This window comes from Sinorhizobium sp. KGO-5, from assembly GCF_036245905.1.
GTDB lineage: Bacteria > Pseudomonadota > Alphaproteobacteria > Rhizobiales > Rhizobiaceae > Sinorhizobium > Sinorhizobium meliloti_A.
This window is the reverse complement of the sequence record NZ_BDIZ01000007.1, coordinates 27,527-46,556: the sequence shown is the minus strand read 5'-3', so window position 1 is coordinate 46,556 and position 19,030 is coordinate 27,527. Positions and strand designations below refer to the sequence as shown.

Genomic DNA, 19,030 nt, shown 5'->3' with positions numbered 1-19,030 from the left:
CAAAGTATAAATCGAGACGCAGCCAAAAATATTTTTTCGATCTATAAATATAGATCACATTACTTCAAATATAAAATTACTTTGTACCCAAACCGAAATGTGGACTGACCGCCCGCCGATTTCCGTATAAGATGTGTTCATGAGCGAGGCCCAAACCCTCTTCGATGTGCTGCGCCATTCGGCAAGGACGGAGGTCGCCGATGCATTCGAGCGGCTCGTTCTGGATGCTCCCGATCACAAGCTTTGCCGCGTCAATGCGCTCGCATTCGCAGCGCGCGAGGGACTCGACGAGGAAGAGACGATCGCAGGCTTTCTGCATGCCTCGCGCCTGGGAATTTTCGAGCTTTCCTGGAACGTGCTCTGTCCGGGTTGCGGCGGTGTACTCGATGCCAACACGTCCCTGAAGACGGTGCAGAGTACGGAATATACCTGCGCGCTGTGTGCCGCCGGTTACGAGCCGACGCTCGACGAGATGGTCGAAGTCACCTTCACGATCAGTCCGCGCGTGCGCCACATAGGGGCACATACGCCGCATGAATTGCCGCCGGCCGAATATTTCCGCCAGATCTACTGGGGTTCCGGCATCGACCTGCCGGAAGAGGATTACGAAGCAAAGGTCGATGAATTCCTGCTCGAGGCGCTGGAACTGCCGCCTGGCGAGAAAGCCGTGATCTCGCTGCAGCTTCCCGCGGAGTTCGTTATCGTCTTCGAGCCGGTGACGCATGCTGCGCAATTCCTGGATGTGAGCGGCGAACCGACAAGGGAAAGGAGGAATCTCGGGCTCGTCTTCGATCGCTCGCACCGCCATCACGAGACGCTGAGCTTGCCGCCCGGCCCCTTGCGCGTTTCGGTGGAGAACCACGCCGAAGTTCGTACCCTGCCCTCGATCTGCGTGGCAGGCGAAGCGCTGCATGCCCTGCTCGGCCGCCGTCGGCCGTTTCTCACCGCCAAGCGCCTGCTCTCCAACCAGACATTCCGCGACATCTACCGCACCGACACGCTCGATGTGGACCAACGGCTGAAAATCACCAGCCTTACTTTCCTCTTCACCGACCTGCGCGGCTCGACGGAACTCTACGAGCGCGTTGGCGACCTCGCGGCCTTCGACCTGGTGAAAACGCATTTCAACGTCTTGAACGAAATCGTCGCGGCCGAGACCGGCGCCGTCGTCAAGACGATCGGTGATGCGGTTATGGCAACTTTTCCAGCGCCCGACCGGGCTATCACCGCGGCAATGCGGATGCGCGAGGCAATGCGCAGACTCAACGAAGAGCGCGGCAGCGAGGACCTGCTCCTCAAGATCGGCATCCATGAGGGGCCATGCATCGCGGTCAATCTCAACGACCGGCAGGACTATTTCGGTCAGACCGTCAACATCGCCTCGCGCGTCCAGCATCTCGCCACCTCGCGTGAGATCTTCGCGACCGGCTCCGTCCTCGAGGATCCTCGAGCATCCAGTGTGCTCTCTGATCGGGGCCTAAGCCCGGTGGCGCACAACGTGGCACTAAGAGGGATCGCCAACGAGATCAGCATTTTCGCGATCCCGTGAGCCGCTCCTGCGCTAAAGTTCTCAAAGAAATTCTTGCAGCTTGTGGCGTTTCTGTCGGTATCGGCCTTCGTCCAGCGTCCTAGCTTCGGTAACACCACGAACGAGGAGAGCCGGAATGAGAAAGATCATCGTTGGCGCATTCGTAAACCTTGACGGAATCATGCAGGCGCCGGGCGGACCGCACGAAGACCCGGTCGGCGGCTTCGACCATGGCGGCTGGGCCGCTCCCTATTTCGACGAAACCATGGGACAAGCGGTGGACGAGATGTTTTCCAGGCCGTTCGATCTTCTGCTTGGTCGGAAGACCTACGACATCTTCGCCGCACACTGGCCCTATGCCGGCCCTGACGATCCGATCGGTCCGCTCTTTGACCGGATCACCAAATATGTCGCTACACGCAACCCCGATCTGAGGCTCGACTGGCAAAATAGCCGTACTCTCGGGTCCGACCCGGTAGCCACGCTCAAGAAACTCAAGAGCGAGGAAGGCCCCGATCTGTTGACCCAGGGTTCGACCGATTTCCTGCAGACCCTGTTCAGCAATGATTTGATAGACGAGATGTACATCTCGTACTTTCCGGTCGTGCTCCGAAAGGGCAAGCGGCTCTTCGGTCACGGCGCCATGCCGATGGCGTTGAAACTCGTGGGTTCAAAAGTCTCGGGGACGGGCGTCACCGTCAACCAATACGTCCGCAGCGGTCCTGTCGTGCCAGGTTCGTTCGAGTTCGACCAGCCGACCGAAGCGGAGCTGGAGCGGCGAAGAAAGCTGAGCTGACCTTCTGCCTGTGTATAGTGCCGTCGTTCGTCACTGATGCGGGGCTACGGCCCCGCAATTGTCGTGGAAAGACTCCAACCTCCGGCTCCCGGAGGGGCGTCACTTCACAACGACGGAGCCGTTGACGATTTCGATCGTCTCGTCGCCCTGGAGCCCCACGCGGTCGCCGCTCGGCGCAGTGACGAAGCAGCCGCCGGGGCAGATCACTTCCGTGGCACCTGCATCGATTGCAACTTCGATCCGGCTCTCCCCTTCGACGATCACCAGAACAGCGGCCTCGCCGTCCGTGTTTGTAACAGTTGCGGCACAGGCCACGCCAGCCCACAGCATTGCAGGCACCAGAACAACAGCATACGTCTTCATCACATTCGGCGCACGAGCGCCGCCCCCCGTTTCGGCCGGCCGCCTTCCCGTCGCGAGAAGAAGGCGCCGGCCACCCCTCTAGCCGCGGCCAGCCTACCGCATATTTGCTTGATCGTAACCGAGCAAAGGTCAAAAACATGCGGCAGATCGAAGTGCTGCAGGCCTTTGGGTGTCTGATGAGACGCTCGGCGCGGTAGCGCAGAATTTCTCGAAGCGTAAGGCGTGCAGGAAAAAACGATGCGGCGGCTCGAGTCGCGCCGGAGGCACCGGAAGCTGCTCGACGATCGTATCTCTTTCGAAAGTGCCGATTAGTTGACCCGGCCACTTGATCCGTCGATTGTTCGCGGTCTATGCGTTTTGCGACGCCGCAGGCGTTTCGGGGACAAGAAGGGTTACCACACATGGAGATTTTCACTTCCGCCGGCCTGACGGCACTGCTGCAGGTCATTGTGATCGACCTGGTGCTTGCCGGCGACAACGCTGTCGTTATCGGCCTTGCAGCAGCTGGCTTGCCGCTGGAGCAGCGCAAGAAGGCTATCCTCGTCGGCATTCTCGCCGCCACCGTGCTTCGCATCGTGCTCGCCATCTTTACGGTCCAACTGCTTGCGATCATCGGGCTCCTGCTCGCCGGTGGGCTTCTCCTGCTTTGGGTCTGCTGGAAGATGTGGCGCGAGATTCGCACTGGCGGTCACGAAGGCGTTGACGGGCTCGAAAATGCGGACGCCTCGGCCCCAAAGAAGACTTTCAAACAAGCGGCAACACAGATCGTGATAGCGGACGTGTCCATGTCGCTCGACAACGTCCTCGCCGTCGCCGGCGCCGCCCGAGAGCATCCGACCGTGCTCGTCTTCGGTCTGGCGCTCTCGATCGCGATGATGGGCATCGCCGCCAGCTTTATTGCCCGCCTGCTCAGCCGCTATCACTGGATCGCTTACATCGGCCTGGCGATCATCTTGTACGTCGCACTCGACATGATCTATCGCGGCACAATGGAGGTGTGGCCACACGTTGTGCCGGTGGCTCAGGCGCTGGCTGGGCTGTAAAGCGCTCCGGGAAACCTGCGTAACGGTTTTCCGTGCGGAAGTGCGTCATTTCAACCTGCGGCCGGGGCTCGGCCAAATAGAGAAGAAGGAGCGGCATTTCCGCTCCTTCTTCGCTTTTCCGGCCTTCGCCAACAGCACCGGCGCGTCAGGCGTTGTTTTCAGCCAGCTTAGGCCTTCTCTTTTTCGATAACAGACGGTTCGGCGCCGGCGCTTCCGGCTTCTTCCTCAGGCGTTACATCTTCGACCTTCATTGGGAACGGCGCGCCGATCCCCTCGTCACGAAAGCGCTCGTAGATCGCGACGCGAAGGTCGTTGCGAACGCCGCCGGCCGTCAGCACGTCAGCGACATAGATCCGCAATTCGAACGTCATTCGCTCGTCTTGGAAGGCCGTGAAGCCGACATTGGGAGCCGGATTCTTGAGGATCATCGGATGGGCTGCGGCGATTTCGTAGAGCAGTTCGATAACCCGGCGCGGATCGCTGGCATAGGTCACGGTCACGGCGATTTCCGACCGGCCGAGCTTGTTGCGGTGCGTCCAGTTTCCGACCGACGCGTTGATGAGCAGGGAATTCGGCATCATGATCGACTGATGCTGAAAGGTCTCGATCTCGGTCGCGCGGACGGAGATGCGCCGCACGAAGCCTTCGGTCGTACCGCTGACGATCCAGTCGCCCACCTTGAAGGGACGCTCCACCAGAAGGATCAGCCCCGAAACGAAGTTGGAGACGATGTTCTGCAGGCCGAAACCGACGCCGAGGGAGAGAGCGCCGGCGACGAGGGCGAGGCTCGAAAGATCGATGCCGGCGGCAGACAAGCCGATAAGGCCGGCAATGCCCACACCCATATAGCCGATACCGGTTCGTATGGAGTTGCGCACGCCGGCGTCGACACGACTGCGCGCCATGACGTTGCCGTCGATCCAGCGCTGCACCCAACGCGTGACGAGATAGCCGAGGGCAAAGAGCAGTACTCCCGCGAGAATGCCCACCAGCGAAATCGTGATTGTACCGATCCTGATTTCGGTCAGCACCTGATAGGCCCAGGACTCGATATCCGCAGTCTTGAAGCCCCACTGCATCAATATCAGCGGGATGAAAAAGGAGAGAACGAGCACATAGATGCCGAGACCGGCAAAAAGGCCGAATTGGTCGAGCGCAACCGGCTCCAGATGGAAGCGGCGCTCCAGATAACGCCCCGCTACCGTTTCGGCAAACGCGCCCTGCTTGGAGACAGACTTGCCCGTAAGGAGGCCGATATAGACCGTCACAAGGATCGCGCTCGTTACCGTGATCTGGGTCGCGATGAAACGCGCCAGGCCGACATAGCCCGACAATGCAGTCGCGATAAGCGCCGCCCCCAGCAGGAGGAAGGAGAGCGAGATTACCCGCGGCCAGGCATGTCCCGGTGCATCGTAAGGCTCATCGGCCCTCAGCACAGGCCGGATCCACGCCATCGACATCAGAATGAGACCGATGATGATGGATGCCACGAAGCTTTTGGCAATCGTCAACACCACCGGGGAACCGAGCGACTCGCTGATGCTGCCGAGCAGATAGTCGAGCCCGTTGACGAGCGCCATCGCGAAGATCGGCACCATCAGCATTTTGGCACCGCGATCCGAAACACGCACCAGCCGCCAGCTCGACCGGTGCGGCGATAGCACCGCGCCTGCCAGCCTGGCTATGAAGAACAGCACGACGCCCATGGCGAGCGTGATCGCAACGATGGGAGCTATATCGGGCCGCAAGACGTTGAAACTACTTAGGAAGAAGTAGCTCGACGTAGCGAAGGCTGCGAGCGCCAGAGTGGGGATGAGCGTCGACCAGAACGCAAGCGAAAGCTGCCGGAAATAGGTGGGCTCGTCGTCTTCCTCGTCGCGCATGAGGACCGGCGAAAAAAGCCTGTAACCGCCGACCAGGAAGAGCAGCGCGGCGCAGAGCGAAAGGAAGATCGCGCTCAGCAGCGGCACGCGCTTGTAGTTCCAGGCGAATGTCAGCCAACCGCCGATGCTGCGCGACAGTGCCATCGCTTCGTGCATCGTTGCAGTGATTGCCTCGCTCAGCATCGCCGCCGAGACATCCGTATGTCTCAGCAGAGTGTTGGAGAAGATCGCCCGGCGCGTCGCGGTGATCCGGTTGGCAAGTTTCCTCGCCTCGATCGACAGGTTCTCCGCCTTGCCCGTCAGAGCATTGACCGCCCCGCGCTCCGCCAGGAGCCGTTTTCGCTCATCGGTGATGACCGCGTCTTCGGGCGGCTGTCCCTCACCGGGAGGATCGCCGAGTTCCGTGAGCCTCGCCTTGATTTCGTCGAGCCTCGGACGAGTCGGAACGGAGGCCGCGATGATCTGCTTTGAAAGCTCGTCGACCTGCACCCTGAGTTCGGCGAGCATGGCGTCGTCGTCCTCGACGGCATTGGTACGCTCGATGAGACGCTTCAGCTCCCGGTCGGCCTGGGCAAGCTGATCCTCCGCCTGCTGCAGTACCGGCGATGCGGCATCCGGCGCCTGACCGGCCCCCGTTTGCTCCGCCCGCTGTGCCGGTTCGGCCTGCGGCGCAGGCTGGTCGGATTGGGCAGGCTGGGCCGGTGCGGCCGGCCGCGTTTGCTCGACGCTCGGCGCGGGCTCCTGCGCAACTGCGTATCCGCCGGCAGCAAGCGTCAGCGCACCGAAAGACAGGGCAATCGAAAGCGCCCTTAGTTTATCCAGGAGATGCAATTTCCTACCCTTCGATAATCCCTGCGCCGCGCAGAACCGCTCCAGGCTTCGCCGATGACCGGTCTGCACATGCATAACGGCGAAAAGATGCAAACCCTTTGAGATCTAGGCCGATCTGAACAGTCTCGCGGTTCAATCCCCTTCGGAATGCGCGGCGTAGTCTGCCAGCAACTGTTCGTAATCCTCCAGCGGTGGCAACGCCGCATAGCTATGAACGGCGGATGTGCTCACCCACGGCAGCTTTTCACTGGTCCAGGTTTCGATGAAAGGCCTGCACCAGCTGGGATCGTCGAGCATGGTCGCGCGGAGATTGACGAACCAGTCCATGCCTTCGGGGCGCGTGAACATCCAGCTCATGCAATGAGGACAGAAATAGTGGCGCGTTGCGCCATGAAGGCCGCCGATGACAGGCTCGCCGCGTGTGACCTCGAAGCCTTCGCTCGGAATGGCGACACTCAACGAGAACGCGCTCCCGGTCATTCGCTGGCAGCCGGTACAATGGCATGCCATCGTGAGAAGCGGTTGCGCGCTCACCTTGATGCGGACCTCTCCGCAACGGCATCCCCCTTGCCAGGGCAGTTCTCCGGCACTCATGTTTTCCTCCTGATCTCAGCGTTTTCCGCCATGGTTCATGTCTAGAACCCGGCGCCGGGCTGCGCGAGGTACTCTTCCTCGGCCGGTGACGAAGTGCGGGCCAAAATGCCATTGCGATGCGGGAAGCGGCCGAACCGCTCGATCACGTCCCGATGCCGGATCGCATAGTCGAGGTAGCCGGCGTCTCCTAGTTCCGTGAACAGCTTGACCGACATGGTCTGGTCGGTCAGGTTTTCGGAGTGTTCGAAGGGCATATAGAAAAACGCGCGCCATTCCGTCGGCACTGCCATGTCGGCGCTCGCGCCGATGGCGAGCTTCGCCTCGCGCAATGCCAGACAATCGGTGGCAAAGGCCAAGGGCGACCCGCGATACATGTTGCGCGGCATCTGATCGAAAAGAATGACCGCCGCCAGCCAGTTCTGCGGGGTCTCGCGCCAGACATTGTCGAGGTTTCTGGACAGGGCCAGGTGCGACGCCTGAAATCTCCGCGCGCACTGCTCATCGAGTCCGGGATCCGGCGTGAACCAGTGGTCATAGGAAAGTTCCGTGAACCAGAATTTCAGCACCTCTTCCGGCGTACAGATCTCGATATCGCCAGTCATGACGCCCACATGCCTCCCTGCTGCCAGAGCCATTCCACAAAAGTTACGCTTCCGCCGCAAGATAGGCGGCGATCAGGCCGTTTCCACCGAATGCCTGCGATTTTGCAGGCAATCCGTATTCGCGCGGTTCCATTTTTCCCCGGCATTCTAACGCAGCGGCCAGATCCACATCAGCATCGGCACCGCGACGATCACGATGACGATGGAAAGCGGCAGCCCCAGTCGTGGGTAGTCGCTGAACCGGTAACCACCGGGTCCCATTACCAGCGTGTTGCATTGGTGGCCGATCGGCGTGAGGAAGTCAGAGCCGGCACCGATCGCTACCGCCATCAGGAACGCGTCTGGCCTGTATTCGAGCGCCGTTGCAAAACTGGCGGCAATCGGCGCCATGACAAGGACCGTGGCGGCATTGTTCAGGAAGGGTGTCACCGCCATGGCCGCAACGACCATGATGGCAAGCGCCCCCGCAGGCGGTAGATTCACCGCCATCCCGCTCAGCCAGCCCGCGATCAGGTCCGAGCCGCCCGTCGTGCGTAAAGTGTCGCTGACGGGAATCAGCGCGGCAAGCATGACCAGAATCGGTCCGTCCACGGCGCGGTAAACGTCACGCAGAGGGATGACGCGAAACACTACCATGGCAAGCGCCGCGGCAAAAAAGGCGATTTGCACAGGCACGACCCCAACCGCTGTCGCCCCCATCGCGGTCGCCAGAACAAGCAGCGGGACGGTGGCACGGCGAATGGTGCCGAGCAGAATTTCCCGTTGTGCGAGCGGCAGGCAGCCGAAGTCCTGCAGGAAAGACGGCAAGTCCCTGCGGGTACCCTGCAGCACGACGATGTCGCCGGCCCGCAGCCTGATGCTGCCAAGCCTCTGTTTCAGTCGTTCGCCTTGGCGGCTGACCGCCAGCAGGTTGATGTTGTGATTGTTGAAGAGCGCCAGGCGCTGAGCCGACATGCCGATGAGCGGTGAGCCGGTGGCGATTACCGCCTCGATGGCTTCGGTCTCGGCTTTCTCCTTGTCGTTCGGCATCGGCGCACGATCGCCGGAGATCTTGAGCTTTGCCTGGGAGACGATGCGGTCGAGCGCAGCGGGACCGCCTTCGAGCAGAAGGATATCGTCGAGTTCGACGACGACATCGGGCAGCGGCGCCAGATGCGTGCCGCGACGGAAGACGGCGATCACCACGGCTCCGCCATCGCCGATCTTGACCAGATTACTGAGCGGCTTGCCGATCACCGGCGATCCGGCAGGGACCATCGCCTCGGACGTGTAGTCGGTGATCTCGATCGCCTGATGCATGCCGACCTGCTGACTTTTCCGCTCCGGCACCAGGCGATAGCCGAACAGCAGAAACACCGCGCCGACCAGTGCCAGCGAAGCGCCGACGGGCGTGAAGTCGAACATGGTGAAACTCTCGCCCGTCAGATCCGCACGCACCCGGGACACGACCACGTTGGGCGAGGTGCCGACCTGCGTCATCAGGCCACCGATCAGCGAGCCGAAAGCCATAGGCATCAGGAAGACGGACGGTTGCACATTCGAGCGACGCGCGAACTGGAACGCTACCGGAATCATGATCGCAAGCGCGCCGATGTTCTTGATGAAGGCGGAAAGGACCGTGACCGTGACGACGAGAAGAGCGAGCTGTGCCCTTACCGATTGCAGGTCCGGAAGAAATCGCTGGATGGCCGCATCGACCACACCCGAACGCGCCACGCCCGCGCTGACGATCAGTGCGCTGCCGACGATGATGACGATGTCGTCGCTGAAGCCGTCAAAAGCGTTATCGAAAGGAACGATGCCGACGGCTACCGAAAGCATCAACGCCGAGCAGGCGATGATGTCGTAGCGAAAGCGACCCCAAATGAAGAAGATCATCATGGCGCCGAGCACAAGAAACGAAAGGGTCTGTTCGGCGGTCATGGGCAGTACCTGAGCAGCGACTCGTCGGAAACCGGGGTTCTGTTTGCAAGCCCATTTACCGACACCGGATCAAACGCGCGATACCACCCGAAGGTTCGGGCGGCATTGCGCGAGCATCGGCGGGCTTCGGCCATTACATCGTTCAAAGATTTCTGCCTATGCAATCGAAATATCGCGAAATCCCCACGAAACGCGGGTGGTTGCCGCGACATGCCGAACTTCCTGCTTTCTTTGCACGTTGTCGAATAAGGAATAAGGTGGTGCAACTCATGTGAGGCGAAGCATGTACATGAACCGTCACGCGATGCAATCCGCCGCAGCCTACTGCATCTTACCCGAAACCGAAACGAAGGCGGAGAACCGCGCGACAATGCAAGCCGATGCAGGACATGCCCACACGTCCATCCGGAGGCGCGGTGCCCTGAGCACAGCTCTCTTCACCCTCTGCGCCGCCGTCGCGCTCAGTGCCTGTACATCGACGCAAACGGTTGGCTACGGTCCCAGACTGGAACCGATTCCCGGCAGCATTACCTATGGCGGTCAGCCGCGAACGAAGCTGACGAAGGCGCCGATCGGCAGCATGGTGCCGCACCAGTTCTTCGACACCTATGGTCACCGGGTTTACGAGACCTATGTCATTAATCCGGACCGCTCGTTGCGACTGACCAGCCGCCGCATAGATTACGACATCTTCAGCGACTGAACGCCGGCGAGAACCATGCAAGTGGCGAGGATCGTCATGAAATATGTTCTTCCTATCCTGTGCATGCTCACACTTCTGACCGGCTGCGAGGCGACCTCGATGGGCTATTCGCCCTATTTGGAGCCGATTCCCGGCAGCATCACCTATGGTGGCCAGCCGCGCACCAGGCTTACCAAGGCACCGGTCGGCAGCATTGTGCCGCATCAGTTCATCGACCGATTCGGCCGCCGGGTCTACGAAAGCTATGTCATAGAGCCGGACCGATCGTTGCGGTTGGTAAGCCGCCGCTATCGCGACCTTCCCCTCTTCGACGACGACTGAATTGGGCCGCGTTCCTGCGCTGGAGCACCCTGGAGCCTCTTCGAGGAAAGTGACGCCGGTCGGGCCAACGGATTGCGGTAAAAAAGGAACCTATTGCAACGGCGTCTTCAGCGCCGCTGCAACGTACTTACTGCGAAAATTTCTCTACCCTGCCTTCGTGAGCATCAGCACGCGTCTTGCCACATCGGCAAAGGTCACGCCGAGCGCCGCCCCGCCGATCCCGATAACGCCGAGAGCGCCCATCCCCATCAGCTTCCATTTGCGCACGTCCTCGGTCACCGGTTTCATCGCGGCAATATCGTCCTTGACGAGCATCATCGAGCCCTCGAGGGTCCGCATGCGCTCGACCAACTCGTCCATCCGGCGCGTCATGGATACGCGGCCGGCATCCGATCTGTCCTCCGATCGGCGCAGGTCCTCCCGCAGGTTCTTCACCTCGGCGACCAAGGTGCCGAGCTGTTGGTGAACGCCGGCGTCAATCATCTCCGCCCTCCCCGTGTCTCGCACACTCCGCCCTGGTCCAGACGGATGCCGCACAGAGGCCGACCACCGTGCGGTCGATCTTGCGCTGGTCGATCTGCGTCGCGCCGCGGGCGCCGGCAAGCTCAGTTCCCACGATGCTGCGAAGGCCGCTCACATCGGCCGGTCCCGAAGTTCCACAGCCCTCCAGAAGAAGAACAGACGTCATAGTCAAAGCGCTTCGCGTCAGCGCCCTTTGCTGCTTCATTGTTCTGCCTTTCGATGGAATTGCGGACCGCCTGCGCGGCATTCGAACGGATTTCGAGTATGGCCCAGGAAATTCCGGCCAGGATCAAGGCAGCGATGACCAGGTTGCTCCACGGAAACGTCATCGTGTGAGCCTCAAAGCGTCGCGGACCGCCGGCATCGACCAGATCGCGTAAACGGCAAAGCTGACGATTATGACGAGGATCGCAAGCTGCACCCGCCAATCCAGCGCGACGAGGTTCAGCTCCTTCAGCGCCGTGACGATCGTGCCGCCAGCCGTCAGCAACCAGGTCCAGAAGCGGCCGGACCGGGAAACCGGCTTGCGCGGGCGTGCTGGAACCACAACCGCCGCCGCCTCGCCCGCGCGGTCCCCCTCGACCTCTCGTGGACCGGCTGCCAGCACTGCGCGAAGCACGGCTTCCAACTTTTCCGGCCGCACCAGCGCTCGGTTGAGCCCGTCGCCGTCATAATAGGACTGCCCGCGCCTTATTCGCTGCCGGTCACCCTGGCTATCGGCGAGAACCGGCAGAGACGCCCATTCCATCGCCAGGCGCCTCGCAAATTCAACGGGGCCAATTTCGCCGGAGATAAAGCCGGCGAAACCACGGCGGTTCAGAAGGTGAAGGGCGAGCCGGTCCTGAAGCGCAGGATCGAAGCGCTGATCTCCGCCCAATCCCGGTACTTCCTGCAAAAGTCCGGAGAGCGTGGCCCGCATGAACTGATAGCCCCCCGCCGCACTCGATCCATGCGCCCTCGCCCACCCCTTCTGCGCACGGATCACCTCGGCGATCGCCATGTGCGTAAGCGGCTTTGTGAGCTTTCCCTGGTTATGTCCGTAGATCACGTCGTAAGACGCGCGGCCTTTGCTGCCGACTTCCGCCTCCCGGATAAAGTCGAGCAGCATCGCCGCGCCCGGAGGCACGGTTTGGGTCATGGGTTTCCTTTCTGCTGAAACTGCAGTTCGTCGGCGAAAAAAGGCGGACGAAGGCCTGTTGAGATTCGGGATACGCGCCGCGGCTTGTTTGATCTCCTCAACAGGCCTTCGTCCGTTGCGAGCTTGCTGCCGCCGAAGAAGCGCTTGGCGCTCTCGCCATGGACGCCCGTTGCGGATCGTTGCGCCATTGGATATGTGCAAGACTGATTCAACGGTAGAGATAAAATCAGTGCCCAAGCCGAAGGTTGTCGTCGTTTTCCCCGTCTACAATGGCGAAAAGACACTCACCAGCAGTCTACGGTGCATTGCCGAACAGACGTTCGATGGCTTCGAAGCAATCATTCTCGACAATAAATCGACGGATAAGACGGTCGACATAGCCGAGCAATTTTGCCGGTCGGATGAACGCTTCTCCGTCGTCAAATGCGCAGAACATGTAAGCGCGATCGATAACTTCGCGAGAGCAGTCCGGCTCGGCGCCGAACGTGGCGAATATTTTTGCCTGCGCGCATGCGATGACCATTCGTCGCCGGATTTTCTCGCGCGCTTGGTTGAAGCACTTGACGAAAATCCCGGAAAGCTTCTTGCCGCATGCTCGACGAAGCTGGTAGGGCGAAGCGGGTCCAGAATCAAAGCCCCGGACGACTCTGTCTTCGAATTCACAAGTAAATACGCATCAGGCAAGGTCCCGAGAAATCTAACGTTCCCGGCTGAGTGGATCTACGGTCTGTACAGAGCCAGCGCAAAAGATATGCTCATGGAACGCTGGTTCGAACTTGGAAATCCTTGGTGTTTCGCATCATACGTCGTTTCAGAACTTGTCGTCCGCGACCTCGTAGTGTACGTCGACGGACCAACATTCGACTTCACAGAGGGATCTGGCTCTGAGGCGCGTTATGGGGCCAAAAGTTTTCGAGATCGCCTAACTCAGAGACTGAAATATACTAAAGGCTGCTACAATCTGGTAAAAAAGCTTCCAGATGTCAGCTGGTCGACCCGGATGAAATTCTTTCGGATGTGTTGGAACGACGCGCGACGAAAGACTCGGTATAAGATTTTTTGGATTTTCTAATGTCATTTGATGGCAATTGTTTCGTTGCCACAGCGCAGCTTTGTATGTCGATCCGTGATAGGACAGGCTAGAGGTCGGCAGATGTGGACCACATGGCGTCAATCTGCTCGTCCGAGAGGCCGAGGGCGGTGCCAATGAGGTCTATGAGCGGATGCGCGCGGTTGAATGTGGTGGCGTATTCCCACTCAATTTTCGCAACCTCCTTCTCAGGACCTTCCTGCATTGTCTCAATAGCGGCCGCGACCTGAGCCGGAGTAAACCCGTTCTTGACGAGGCCTAGACGAAACCGACGGGTGGTCAGTAGCGGAAGCGATGCACGGACTTGCTCCGTCGTCGGCGGTACATAGCTTTGAACCGGAAAGTCCGGATGCTGCTTCATCCAGGTACGGATTGCTGGGTTCGCACCGATCGAGTCGTCAGGTGTGGAAACGTAGTGTTCGAAACGTTCCTCCACGCCGTTGATGCTCAACGTGAGATCAAGGTCGTAGATGCCAGGGGTCGGCGTATCCGTGACCTTGTGGACGGTGACCACCTCGAAAATCGACTTTTCCATTTAAGCGACCCTTTGCATGATGTTGTACTCGCCGTTGCCATTGACTACTCCGCGTGAGCGCCAGGTCCCCGCCAATGCTGCTCCGGCGCTCGGGTGGGTCGATGGGACGTAGTACCTGTTGATCGAATTGTGGAGGGTGGGGGTGCCGGAGGCATTGCGTGCAATGTTGGCGTCGTTACCCAGTGCCACAATATGGCCGAGCGGAAAGCTCGTGTCGTTGGCACCAGTTCCAACATAGACCTCCGCCGCAGTAAACCCGAGGGCATGGGTGTGGCTGGTAGAGGTGACGGAGTTTGTCGTCGAGTTGGTAATGTCGCCAGGCGTGCCGAGCGTCAGGGTGCGATCTGCGGCAAGCGTGCCGCCGCCGGTCAGGCCGTTGCCGGCGATGATCTGTTTTGCAGAATTCGCCGGCGTGTAGCCATAGATCGAGTTGAGGTCGGCCGAGGATAGATTTCCGGAGTGATAGACGACGTGCTCGGCGCCGTTGACCTGGAATTCCAGGCTGTCGACGCCGCCGGAATTCTTCAGTGTGAGGGCCGTGTCTCCGCCGGTCGCCGTATCGTTATAAATGCGAAGCCCTTGATTCACCCCCGTGCCGTCGGTGTGCTGGATATAAGCTTGGCGAGTGGCCCCCTTATAGAAGCTCACATACGGATCGTCGGTGGAGGCGGGGCCAACGATACGTATCGCCTCGCCGGGGGTGGTGATCGTATGGGTGCCGGTCTGGCCGAGCGTCGTGATGCCGTCATAGGCTCCGGCAATTCTGGCGTTCGGAACGGTTCCGGTCGTGAGATTGGAAGCGCTGTTCGCACCGAGATTGCCTCTCGCCGTCGCGGCGTCCGTCGAGCCCGTACCTCCTTCGGCGAGCGCAAGCGGTGTTGCCAGCGTCAGGCCCGAGGAATTGAGGCGGCCGACTTCCGTTCCGTTGACGTTCCACACATGAGAGGAGTTGGCCGGGACCGTATAGTTCAGGGTCGAACCCGTGATCGTGAATCCGTAACCGCTGTAGAGCTGGATATGCTTCGAAAGATCGGTACTCCCGGCAGCAACCGCATTGGCGAAGCTTATGCCCGACGAAAAATTCTTGCCCGCCATCGAGCCCGGAAGCCGTGCGTCGGAAATCGTTCCCGAGCTGAGATCCGAGGCCGATCCGGACGACGCCACTGCCGCAAGGCCGAGCGTGGTCTTCACGGCAGCGGCGCTGGTGTCGTCGAGGATCGTTCGCGCAAATGGCGTCAGCGCCGTGGTCGCATAGACATCCGATGCGGTCGTGTAGACCGTCCTGTCTGCGGCGGTCGTCAGCCCGGAGATCGACTGCAAACCGGCGTCGTAGGCCTGCACGTCCGCTCCGATTGCCACTCCGAGCGTCGTCCGGGCGGTAGCCGCATCCGTGTCGTCCAGGATCGCTTTGGCGAAGGCGGACACACCCAGGGTCGTCAGCGCCGCCGCTGCGTCTGCGTCGCCGAGGATCGTGCGCGCGAACGGCGTCAGCGCCGTCGTGGCATAGGCATCGGCTGCCGTTGTGTAGATCATCCTGTCGGCGGCAGTCGCGAGCGCGGCAATCGATTGCAGGCCGGCGTCGTAGGCCTGCACGTTCGTACCGATCGCCAATCCGAGATTGGTCCGGGCTGCGCTTGCCGAGGTCGCCCCCGTTCCTCCTGCCGTGACCGGCCGCGCGGCATTGGCGTCGGCGCTGAGGTCATCCACAAGCGCATTGTAGGGCACGCTCTGAATGGTCGTATTGGACACACCTTTCGTGCCGGCAGGTGGTGAATAGACTCCGCCTGTGCGTGGCATCGTAACCTCCATGAAATAAGGCGGCTCCGAAGAACCGCCCGTGGTTTCCCGTTTCGTTCATTCCGCTGGACTGCCGGCAACACTCTTCCTTGATTGCCTTAGCCCCACCAGCGCCACACCCGGCCCTTGGGTTGCTTCGACAAACTGACGTCTCAGGCAGGGTCGTACGACCACGTTGTCAACGCCGTATCGCGGGCTCAGGGCAAGGTCGGGAGGCACGCGTTCGGTTTGGTTCGGGTGTCCCTCACTTCTCCCGTACGCTGATTGTAGAATCTGCCGTCATCGAGTTTTGACCAGTCGCCGTTTCGCATGGCATCGATTTCAAGGCGTCCTCTTTCAAGCTCCATCAGTCGCACCGGATCGGACTGCTGCACCTGCTGCTGATAGAGTGTCTGCAGAATCGCGCGCTGCTCTTCGCTGAGGAACGGATTGCCGAGGGCTTGAAGTAGCTCCATCCGGGTCGGGGCTTGCGGCGCCTGCTGCTGCCCGATCGCCTGCGCCTCTGCGATCTGCTCGGGCGAGGCCGGGGCGCCGCCCATGAGCGCCGGCATGATGCCGCCCTGCGCATTGGCGAGCGTCCGGGAGCCTTGGAACTGCGCGGGGATGCCCTGCGGCACGTTCATGCCGGGGAATTGGGCCCGGTACTCAGGCGTCTGCTCGAAGGCGGCGACCTCTTCCGAAAGCGACGCTGAAGGGCTGCTTATCCCCGCACTCATGGCGTTGACCGCGCCCGCGGCGGTTTGATGCGGCATCCCGATCGAGGGATCGCGGCCGGCGGCTTTCTGCGGCTGCCCCTGTGAACCAAGGGCGCGCATGAACTTGCGTCCATAGGTGCCTGTGTCGGTTCCGAGCGTATCCTTCCGGTCTGTCTTGCCGACCCCGCCGGGGCCCGCGAACCACGCCTGAGCCGCGCCCTCTGGACCGAACTGCTGCACATAGCTGTTGAATTTGCCGTCGAAAATGGCGTCCTGAATCCGCGCGTCGGCCATGAACTCGTCCGGCGATACTTCGCGGCCGAGCACTTCGCGAGACCATGGGCCGACATTTGCCTCCATGATCTGGTATCGGCCGAGCGCGCGGCCCATTTTCGGATGCGTCGGGCCAATCGCTTTGTAGCCGCCGCTGCCTGCACTCTCGATCGAGGCGATTGCATCTCGATAAGCGGAAGACTGCGAAGATACAGGGCCAGTGCTCGCCGGTCCTGCCCCGGTCGAAACCATGCGTGACCCGTCCGCATCCGGCGCTTGACCGGTAATCCTGTTCACGATGCCTTGGAACACACTGTCGGCACCGGCCCTGCCACTCTTTTCGGCCTTGTCGGCGCGCCGGTTCATGATGCCCGCGACAATCCCGGAGCCGAGCGCATTGAGGCCTTCGCCGACGTTCCTGGGCGCAGCGGAAGCACCCATGATCGCCATGGCGAGATCCCGCTTGCGCTTGACGGATTGGGGCGTCTCGCCCGTATTCCCACCGAAGATGAAGGATGGAGCCATTATTTCTTCCTTCCAGCAGTGAAAAGCTTGCCGTAGTCGACTTGGCGGAGCCCGTCAGGGCGGCGCGACACTGCGTCCGGCCGCATCTTCTCGACTTCCTGGGCCATCACGCCGATGTGCCGCTTCCCGTCGTCGTGCTTGCCTTTATAGCGATACTCGTAGAGGCCATGGCCCTTGAGTTGGCCGACTTTCTCGACGTCCTTCTTCGCCCGCTTGTCGGAGAGCGCGGCGAGTTGCCCTCCGAAGCCGAGCAGGCCGCCGAGCAGGCTTTGCGAGTTGGCGTTGTTCTGCTGCCATGTACTGAGCTGATTCTGGTAGTTTTGGTTGACGAGACCGGCGTAGTCGACCGTCGGGACTTGCACCCCCTGCGTCGGCACGAAATTCGGGCTGCCGACCTGGGCGCCGGACAGGAGCGCCGAAATCTCGTTGACCGGCTGGTTGCGCTGGGCATAGAGCTCGTTCAGATATTGCTCTCTCTCCTGGTTCTGCAGGTTGAACTTCGCCTGCTGGGCGTTGAAGCGCTGATCGGCAAGCGCATTGTTGCCGGCCGTGGCGGTGTTCTGGTTCTGGTATTGCTGCTGCAGTGCGTTGTTGCCGAATTCGGCACCCGCCAATCCTTGGGTGAACTTCTGGTTCTGGGCTGCATTGCCGGCATCGAGTTGCGCCTTGTTCTGGCCGAACGTCTGCTCTTGGGCGGCGTTCGTGAACTGGGCGGCCTGCAGGGCATTGTTGAACAGCTGCTGCTGGGCGGCATTCGCGAATTGGCCGGAAGAAAGGGTTTGGTCGTACTGCTGCTGCTGGGCGGCATTGCGGGCCTCGAGCTGCGCCTTGTTCTGGCCGAACGTCTGCTCTTGGGCGGCGTTGGCCATCTGCATGTCGTTCGCGTTCTGCGCATATTGCTGCGCCTGAGCGGAATTGTAGAACTGGCCGATCCCCGTCATCTGGTCATAGGCCTGCTGCTGGGCGGAGTTTTGGAACATCGCCTGGCCTTGCGCGAGCCCGGCGATCCGGGACTGTTCCTGCCCCGCGCTCAGCGTCGCCCCTATCCGCGCGTCGTTCGCTGCGCGGTTCGCTTCGTCGATCGCGCGGTTATAGGCTTCGGAACCCGGCTGCAGGCCTTGGTTGCTGAGCTTCGTTTCGAGCGCCGCCCGGTCCCGCTCGAGCTGCGGGTTCAGCCGGTCGAGCAACGCCTGTTCGTATTTCGAGGTGTCGATATCGAAAGCATAGGACTTGGTGATGTCGCCTGCATTGCCAAGTGATGTCTGGATCTTGCCGGCATTTGCAACCTGGTTCTGAATGGGGCCGGCGCTCACGATCGCGCTTTGAACGTTCCCGGCGCCGGCAAGCGCCGTCTGAACTTTGCAGGTATTTCCAAGGCCCGTCTGGATGGGGCCGGCTCCGGCGATCGAGCTTTGCACGTTCCCGTAATTGCCAAGGCCGGTCTGAAGCTGCGGGCCGCCGGTGAAGCTCTGATACTTCGGCAGCCCGATCGCACCCGCGCTTCCCGCTGCCGGCGCCTTGGAGATGTCGAGTTGGCTGCCGAGCAGAGTGTTGAGCTTGCCCGATTGTGTGCTGGCAAGCGTCGCCATGCTCAGTTCGGCGGCATCGGTCTGGTTCTTGATGGCCTGCTGCTCGGGCGAAAGCGTTTGCGTTGCCGTATAGGTCGGCAGATCATATTCCTTGCCGTTCAACGGATCCGTCCATTTCGTCGAGCCCGTCTGCGAATAGGTCAGGTTGCCGTCGGGCGTCACCTGGTTGACGTTGCCGAGCGTCTGGTTGGCAATCGCCGTGCCGATATTGGTTGCCGTCTGTGCCGCGGCCGTCTTGTTCGGATCCGGAGGGCTTGGAGCTTTTTGCTTCCCCATGGC

18 protein-coding genes are annotated in these 19,030 nt (G+C 60.9%); 6 read left to right on the top strand and 12 right to left on the bottom strand.

Annotated features, from left to right (window positions below; all coding sequences use genetic code 11):
* Positions 1-139 precede the first annotated feature (139 nt).
* Together BHD07_RS24525 and BHD07_RS24520 are read left to right on the top strand one after the other, a co-directional pair.
* Entirely contained in the window at positions 140-1,549 is a 1,410-nt protein-coding gene (locus BHD07_RS24525; protein ID WP_275597747.1) for an adenylate/guanylate cyclase domain-containing protein, read from the top strand.
* 115 nt (positions 1,550-1,664) lie between these two features.
* Positions 1,665-2,324, top strand: a complete 660-nt coding sequence (locus BHD07_RS24520) for a dihydrofolate reductase family protein (protein WP_338283499.1) — start codon at positions 1,665-1,667, stop codon at positions 2,322-2,324.
* A 99-nt stretch (positions 2,325-2,423) separates the two neighbouring features.
* Here the strand turns inward: BHD07_RS24520 and BHD07_RS24515 are convergent, their stop codons facing one another.
* Positions 2,424-2,687 carry a hypothetical protein gene (locus tag BHD07_RS24515; RefSeq protein ID WP_338283498.1) on the bottom strand — a complete coding sequence of 88 codons (264 nt, stop codon included), beginning with the start codon at positions 2,685-2,687 and terminating at the stop codon, positions 2,424-2,426.
* A 401-nt stretch (positions 2,688-3,088) separates the two neighbouring features.
* Between BHD07_RS24515 and BHD07_RS24510 the strand changes: the two genes are divergently transcribed.
* Complete coding sequence (locus BHD07_RS24510) at positions 3,089-3,730, top strand: TerC family protein (protein ID WP_100673778.1); 642 nt, start codon at positions 3,089-3,091, stop codon at positions 3,728-3,730.
* A 167-nt stretch (positions 3,731-3,897) separates the two neighbouring features.
* On the opposite strand, the gene BHD07_RS24505 is transcribed toward BHD07_RS24510, so the two are convergent.
* From BHD07_RS24505 to BHD07_RS24490, 4 genes are all read right to left on the bottom strand, one after another.
* Positions 3,898-6,537 carry a mechanosensitive ion channel family protein gene (locus BHD07_RS24505; protein ID WP_338283497.1) on the bottom strand — a complete coding sequence of 880 codons (2,640 nt, stop codon included), beginning with the start codon at positions 6,535-6,537 and terminating at the stop codon, positions 3,898-3,900.
* A gap of 39 nt (positions 6,538-6,576) precedes the next feature.
* The gene (locus tag BHD07_RS24500) at positions 6,577-7,038 is read right to left on the bottom strand and encodes a GFA family protein (protein ID WP_275597743.1); all 462 of its coding nucleotides are present in this window, start codon (positions 7,036-7,038) and stop codon (positions 6,577-6,579) included.
* A 41-nt stretch (positions 7,039-7,079) separates the two neighbouring features.
* Positions 7,080-7,640 (bottom strand): DUF924 family protein, encoded by a 561-nt coding sequence (locus tag BHD07_RS24495; RefSeq protein WP_100673781.1) that lies wholly within the window; start codon positions 7,638-7,640, stop codon positions 7,080-7,082.
* Positions 7,641-7,787: 147 nt separating this feature from the next.
* Entirely contained in the window at positions 7,788-9,563 is a 1,776-nt protein-coding gene (locus tag BHD07_RS24490; RefSeq protein WP_018095300.1) for an SLC13 family permease, read from the bottom strand.
* 283 nt (positions 9,564-9,846) lie between these two features.
* Between BHD07_RS24490 and BHD07_RS24485 the strand changes: the two genes are divergently transcribed.
* Positions 9,847-10,266 (top strand): hypothetical protein, encoded by a 420-nt coding sequence (locus BHD07_RS24485; protein WP_338283496.1) that lies wholly within the window; start codon positions 9,847-9,849, stop codon positions 10,264-10,266.
* Between the two features lie 36 nt (positions 10,267-10,302).
* Positions 10,303-10,587, top strand: coding sequence for a hypothetical protein (locus BHD07_RS24480; RefSeq protein ID WP_026168635.1), 285 nt, complete (start codon positions 10,303-10,305; stop codon positions 10,585-10,587).
* A 144-nt stretch (positions 10,588-10,731) separates the two neighbouring features.
* On the opposite strand, the gene BHD07_RS24475 is transcribed toward BHD07_RS24480, so the two are convergent.
* From BHD07_RS24475 to BHD07_RS24465, 3 genes are all read right to left on the bottom strand, one after another.
* Positions 10,732-11,070: a DUF1515 family protein gene (locus BHD07_RS24475; RefSeq protein ID WP_338283495.1), complete on the bottom strand. Its 339-nt coding sequence runs from the start codon at positions 11,068-11,070 to the stop codon at positions 10,732-10,734.
* A complete protein-coding gene (locus BHD07_RS24470) occupies positions 11,063-11,314 on the bottom strand; it encodes a hypothetical protein (protein WP_338283493.1) in 252 nt (83 codons plus the stop codon). Before BHD07_RS24470 ends, BHD07_RS24475 begins: the two co-directional genes overlap by 8 nt.
* A 120-nt stretch (positions 11,315-11,434) precedes the next feature.
* Positions 11,435-12,247: a hypothetical protein gene (locus tag BHD07_RS24465; RefSeq protein WP_338283492.1), complete on the bottom strand. Its 813-nt coding sequence runs from the start codon at positions 12,245-12,247 to the stop codon at positions 11,435-11,437.
* A gap of 229 nt (positions 12,248-12,476) precedes the next feature.
* Here BHD07_RS24465 and BHD07_RS24460 point away from each other — a divergent pair, with 229 nt between their 5' ends.
* Positions 12,477-13,319: a glycosyltransferase family 2 protein gene (locus BHD07_RS24460; RefSeq protein WP_338283628.1), complete on the top strand. Its 843-nt coding sequence runs from the start codon at positions 12,477-12,479 to the stop codon at positions 13,317-13,319.
* A gap of 67 nt (positions 13,320-13,386) precedes the next feature.
* On the opposite strand, the gene BHD07_RS24455 is transcribed toward BHD07_RS24460, so the two are convergent.
* From BHD07_RS24455 to BHD07_RS24440, 4 genes are all read right to left on the bottom strand, one after another.
* Positions 13,387-13,872 carry a hypothetical protein gene (locus tag BHD07_RS24455; protein WP_338283491.1) on the bottom strand — a complete coding sequence of 162 codons (486 nt, stop codon included), beginning with the start codon at positions 13,870-13,872 and terminating at the stop codon, positions 13,387-13,389.
* Positions 13,873-15,669 carry a hypothetical protein gene (locus BHD07_RS24450; RefSeq protein ID WP_338283490.1) on the bottom strand — a complete coding sequence of 599 codons (1,797 nt, stop codon included), beginning with the start codon at positions 15,667-15,669 and terminating at the stop codon, positions 13,873-13,875.
* Between the two features lie 197 nt (positions 15,670-15,866).
* A complete protein-coding gene (locus BHD07_RS24445) occupies positions 15,867-17,162 on the bottom strand; it encodes a hypothetical protein (protein WP_338283489.1) in 1,296 nt (431 codons plus the stop codon).
* Positions 17,162-19,027 (bottom strand): tail fiber domain-containing protein, encoded by a 1,866-nt coding sequence (locus BHD07_RS24440; RefSeq protein ID WP_338283488.1) that lies wholly within the window; start codon positions 19,025-19,027, stop codon positions 17,162-17,164. Before BHD07_RS24440 ends, BHD07_RS24445 begins: the two co-directional genes overlap by 1 nt.
* Between the last annotated feature and the right edge of the window lie 3 nt (positions 19,028-19,030).

Coding starts and splice junctions, on each gene's coding strand:
- BHD07_RS24440 (WP_338283488.1), bottom strand. CDS start 19,027: ATGGGGAAGCAAAAAGCTCCAAGCCCTCCGGATCCGAACAAGACGGCC.
- BHD07_RS24470 (WP_338283493.1), bottom strand. CDS start 11,314: ATGAAGCAGCAAAGGGCGCTGACGCGAAGCGCTTTGACTATGACGTCT.
- BHD07_RS24500 (WP_275597743.1), bottom strand. CDS start 7,038: ATGAGTGCCGGAGAACTGCCCTGGCAAGGGGGATGCCGTTGCGGAGAG.
- BHD07_RS24465 (WP_338283492.1), bottom strand. CDS start 12,247: ATGACCCAAACCGTGCCTCCGGGCGCGGCGATGCTGCTCGACTTTATC.
- BHD07_RS24520 (WP_338283499.1), top strand. CDS start 1,665: ATGAGAAAGATCATCGTTGGCGCATTCGTAAACCTTGACGGAATCATG.
- BHD07_RS24445 (WP_338283489.1), bottom strand. CDS start 17,162: ATGGCTCCATCCTTCATCTTCGGTGGGAATACGGGCGAGACGCCCCAA.
- BHD07_RS24480 (WP_026168635.1), top strand. CDS start 10,303: ATGAAATATGTTCTTCCTATCCTGTGCATGCTCACACTTCTGACCGGC.
- BHD07_RS24475 (WP_338283495.1), bottom strand. CDS start 11,070: ATGATTGACGCCGGCGTTCACCAACAGCTCGGCACCTTGGTCGCCGAG.
- BHD07_RS24525 (WP_275597747.1), top strand. CDS start 140: ATGAGCGAGGCCCAAACCCTCTTCGATGTGCTGCGCCATTCGGCAAGG.
- BHD07_RS24455 (WP_338283491.1), bottom strand. CDS start 13,872: ATGGAAAAGTCGATTTTCGAGGTGGTCACCGTCCACAAGGTCACGGAT.
- BHD07_RS24450 (WP_338283490.1), bottom strand. CDS start 15,669: ATGCCACGCACAGGCGGAGTCTATTCACCACCTGCCGGCACGAAAGGT.
- BHD07_RS24490 (WP_018095300.1), bottom strand. CDS start 9,563: ATGACCGCCGAACAGACCCTTTCGTTTCTTGTGCTCGGCGCCATGATG.
- BHD07_RS24485 (WP_338283496.1), top strand. CDS start 9,847: ATGTACATGAACCGTCACGCGATGCAATCCGCCGCAGCCTACTGCATC.
- BHD07_RS24515 (WP_338283498.1), bottom strand. CDS start 2,687: ATGAAGACGTATGCTGTTGTTCTGGTGCCTGCAATGCTGTGGGCTGGC.
- BHD07_RS24495 (WP_100673781.1), bottom strand. CDS start 7,640: ATGACTGGCGATATCGAGATCTGTACGCCGGAAGAGGTGCTGAAATTC.
- BHD07_RS24510 (WP_100673778.1), top strand. CDS start 3,089: ATGGAGATTTTCACTTCCGCCGGCCTGACGGCACTGCTGCAGGTCATT.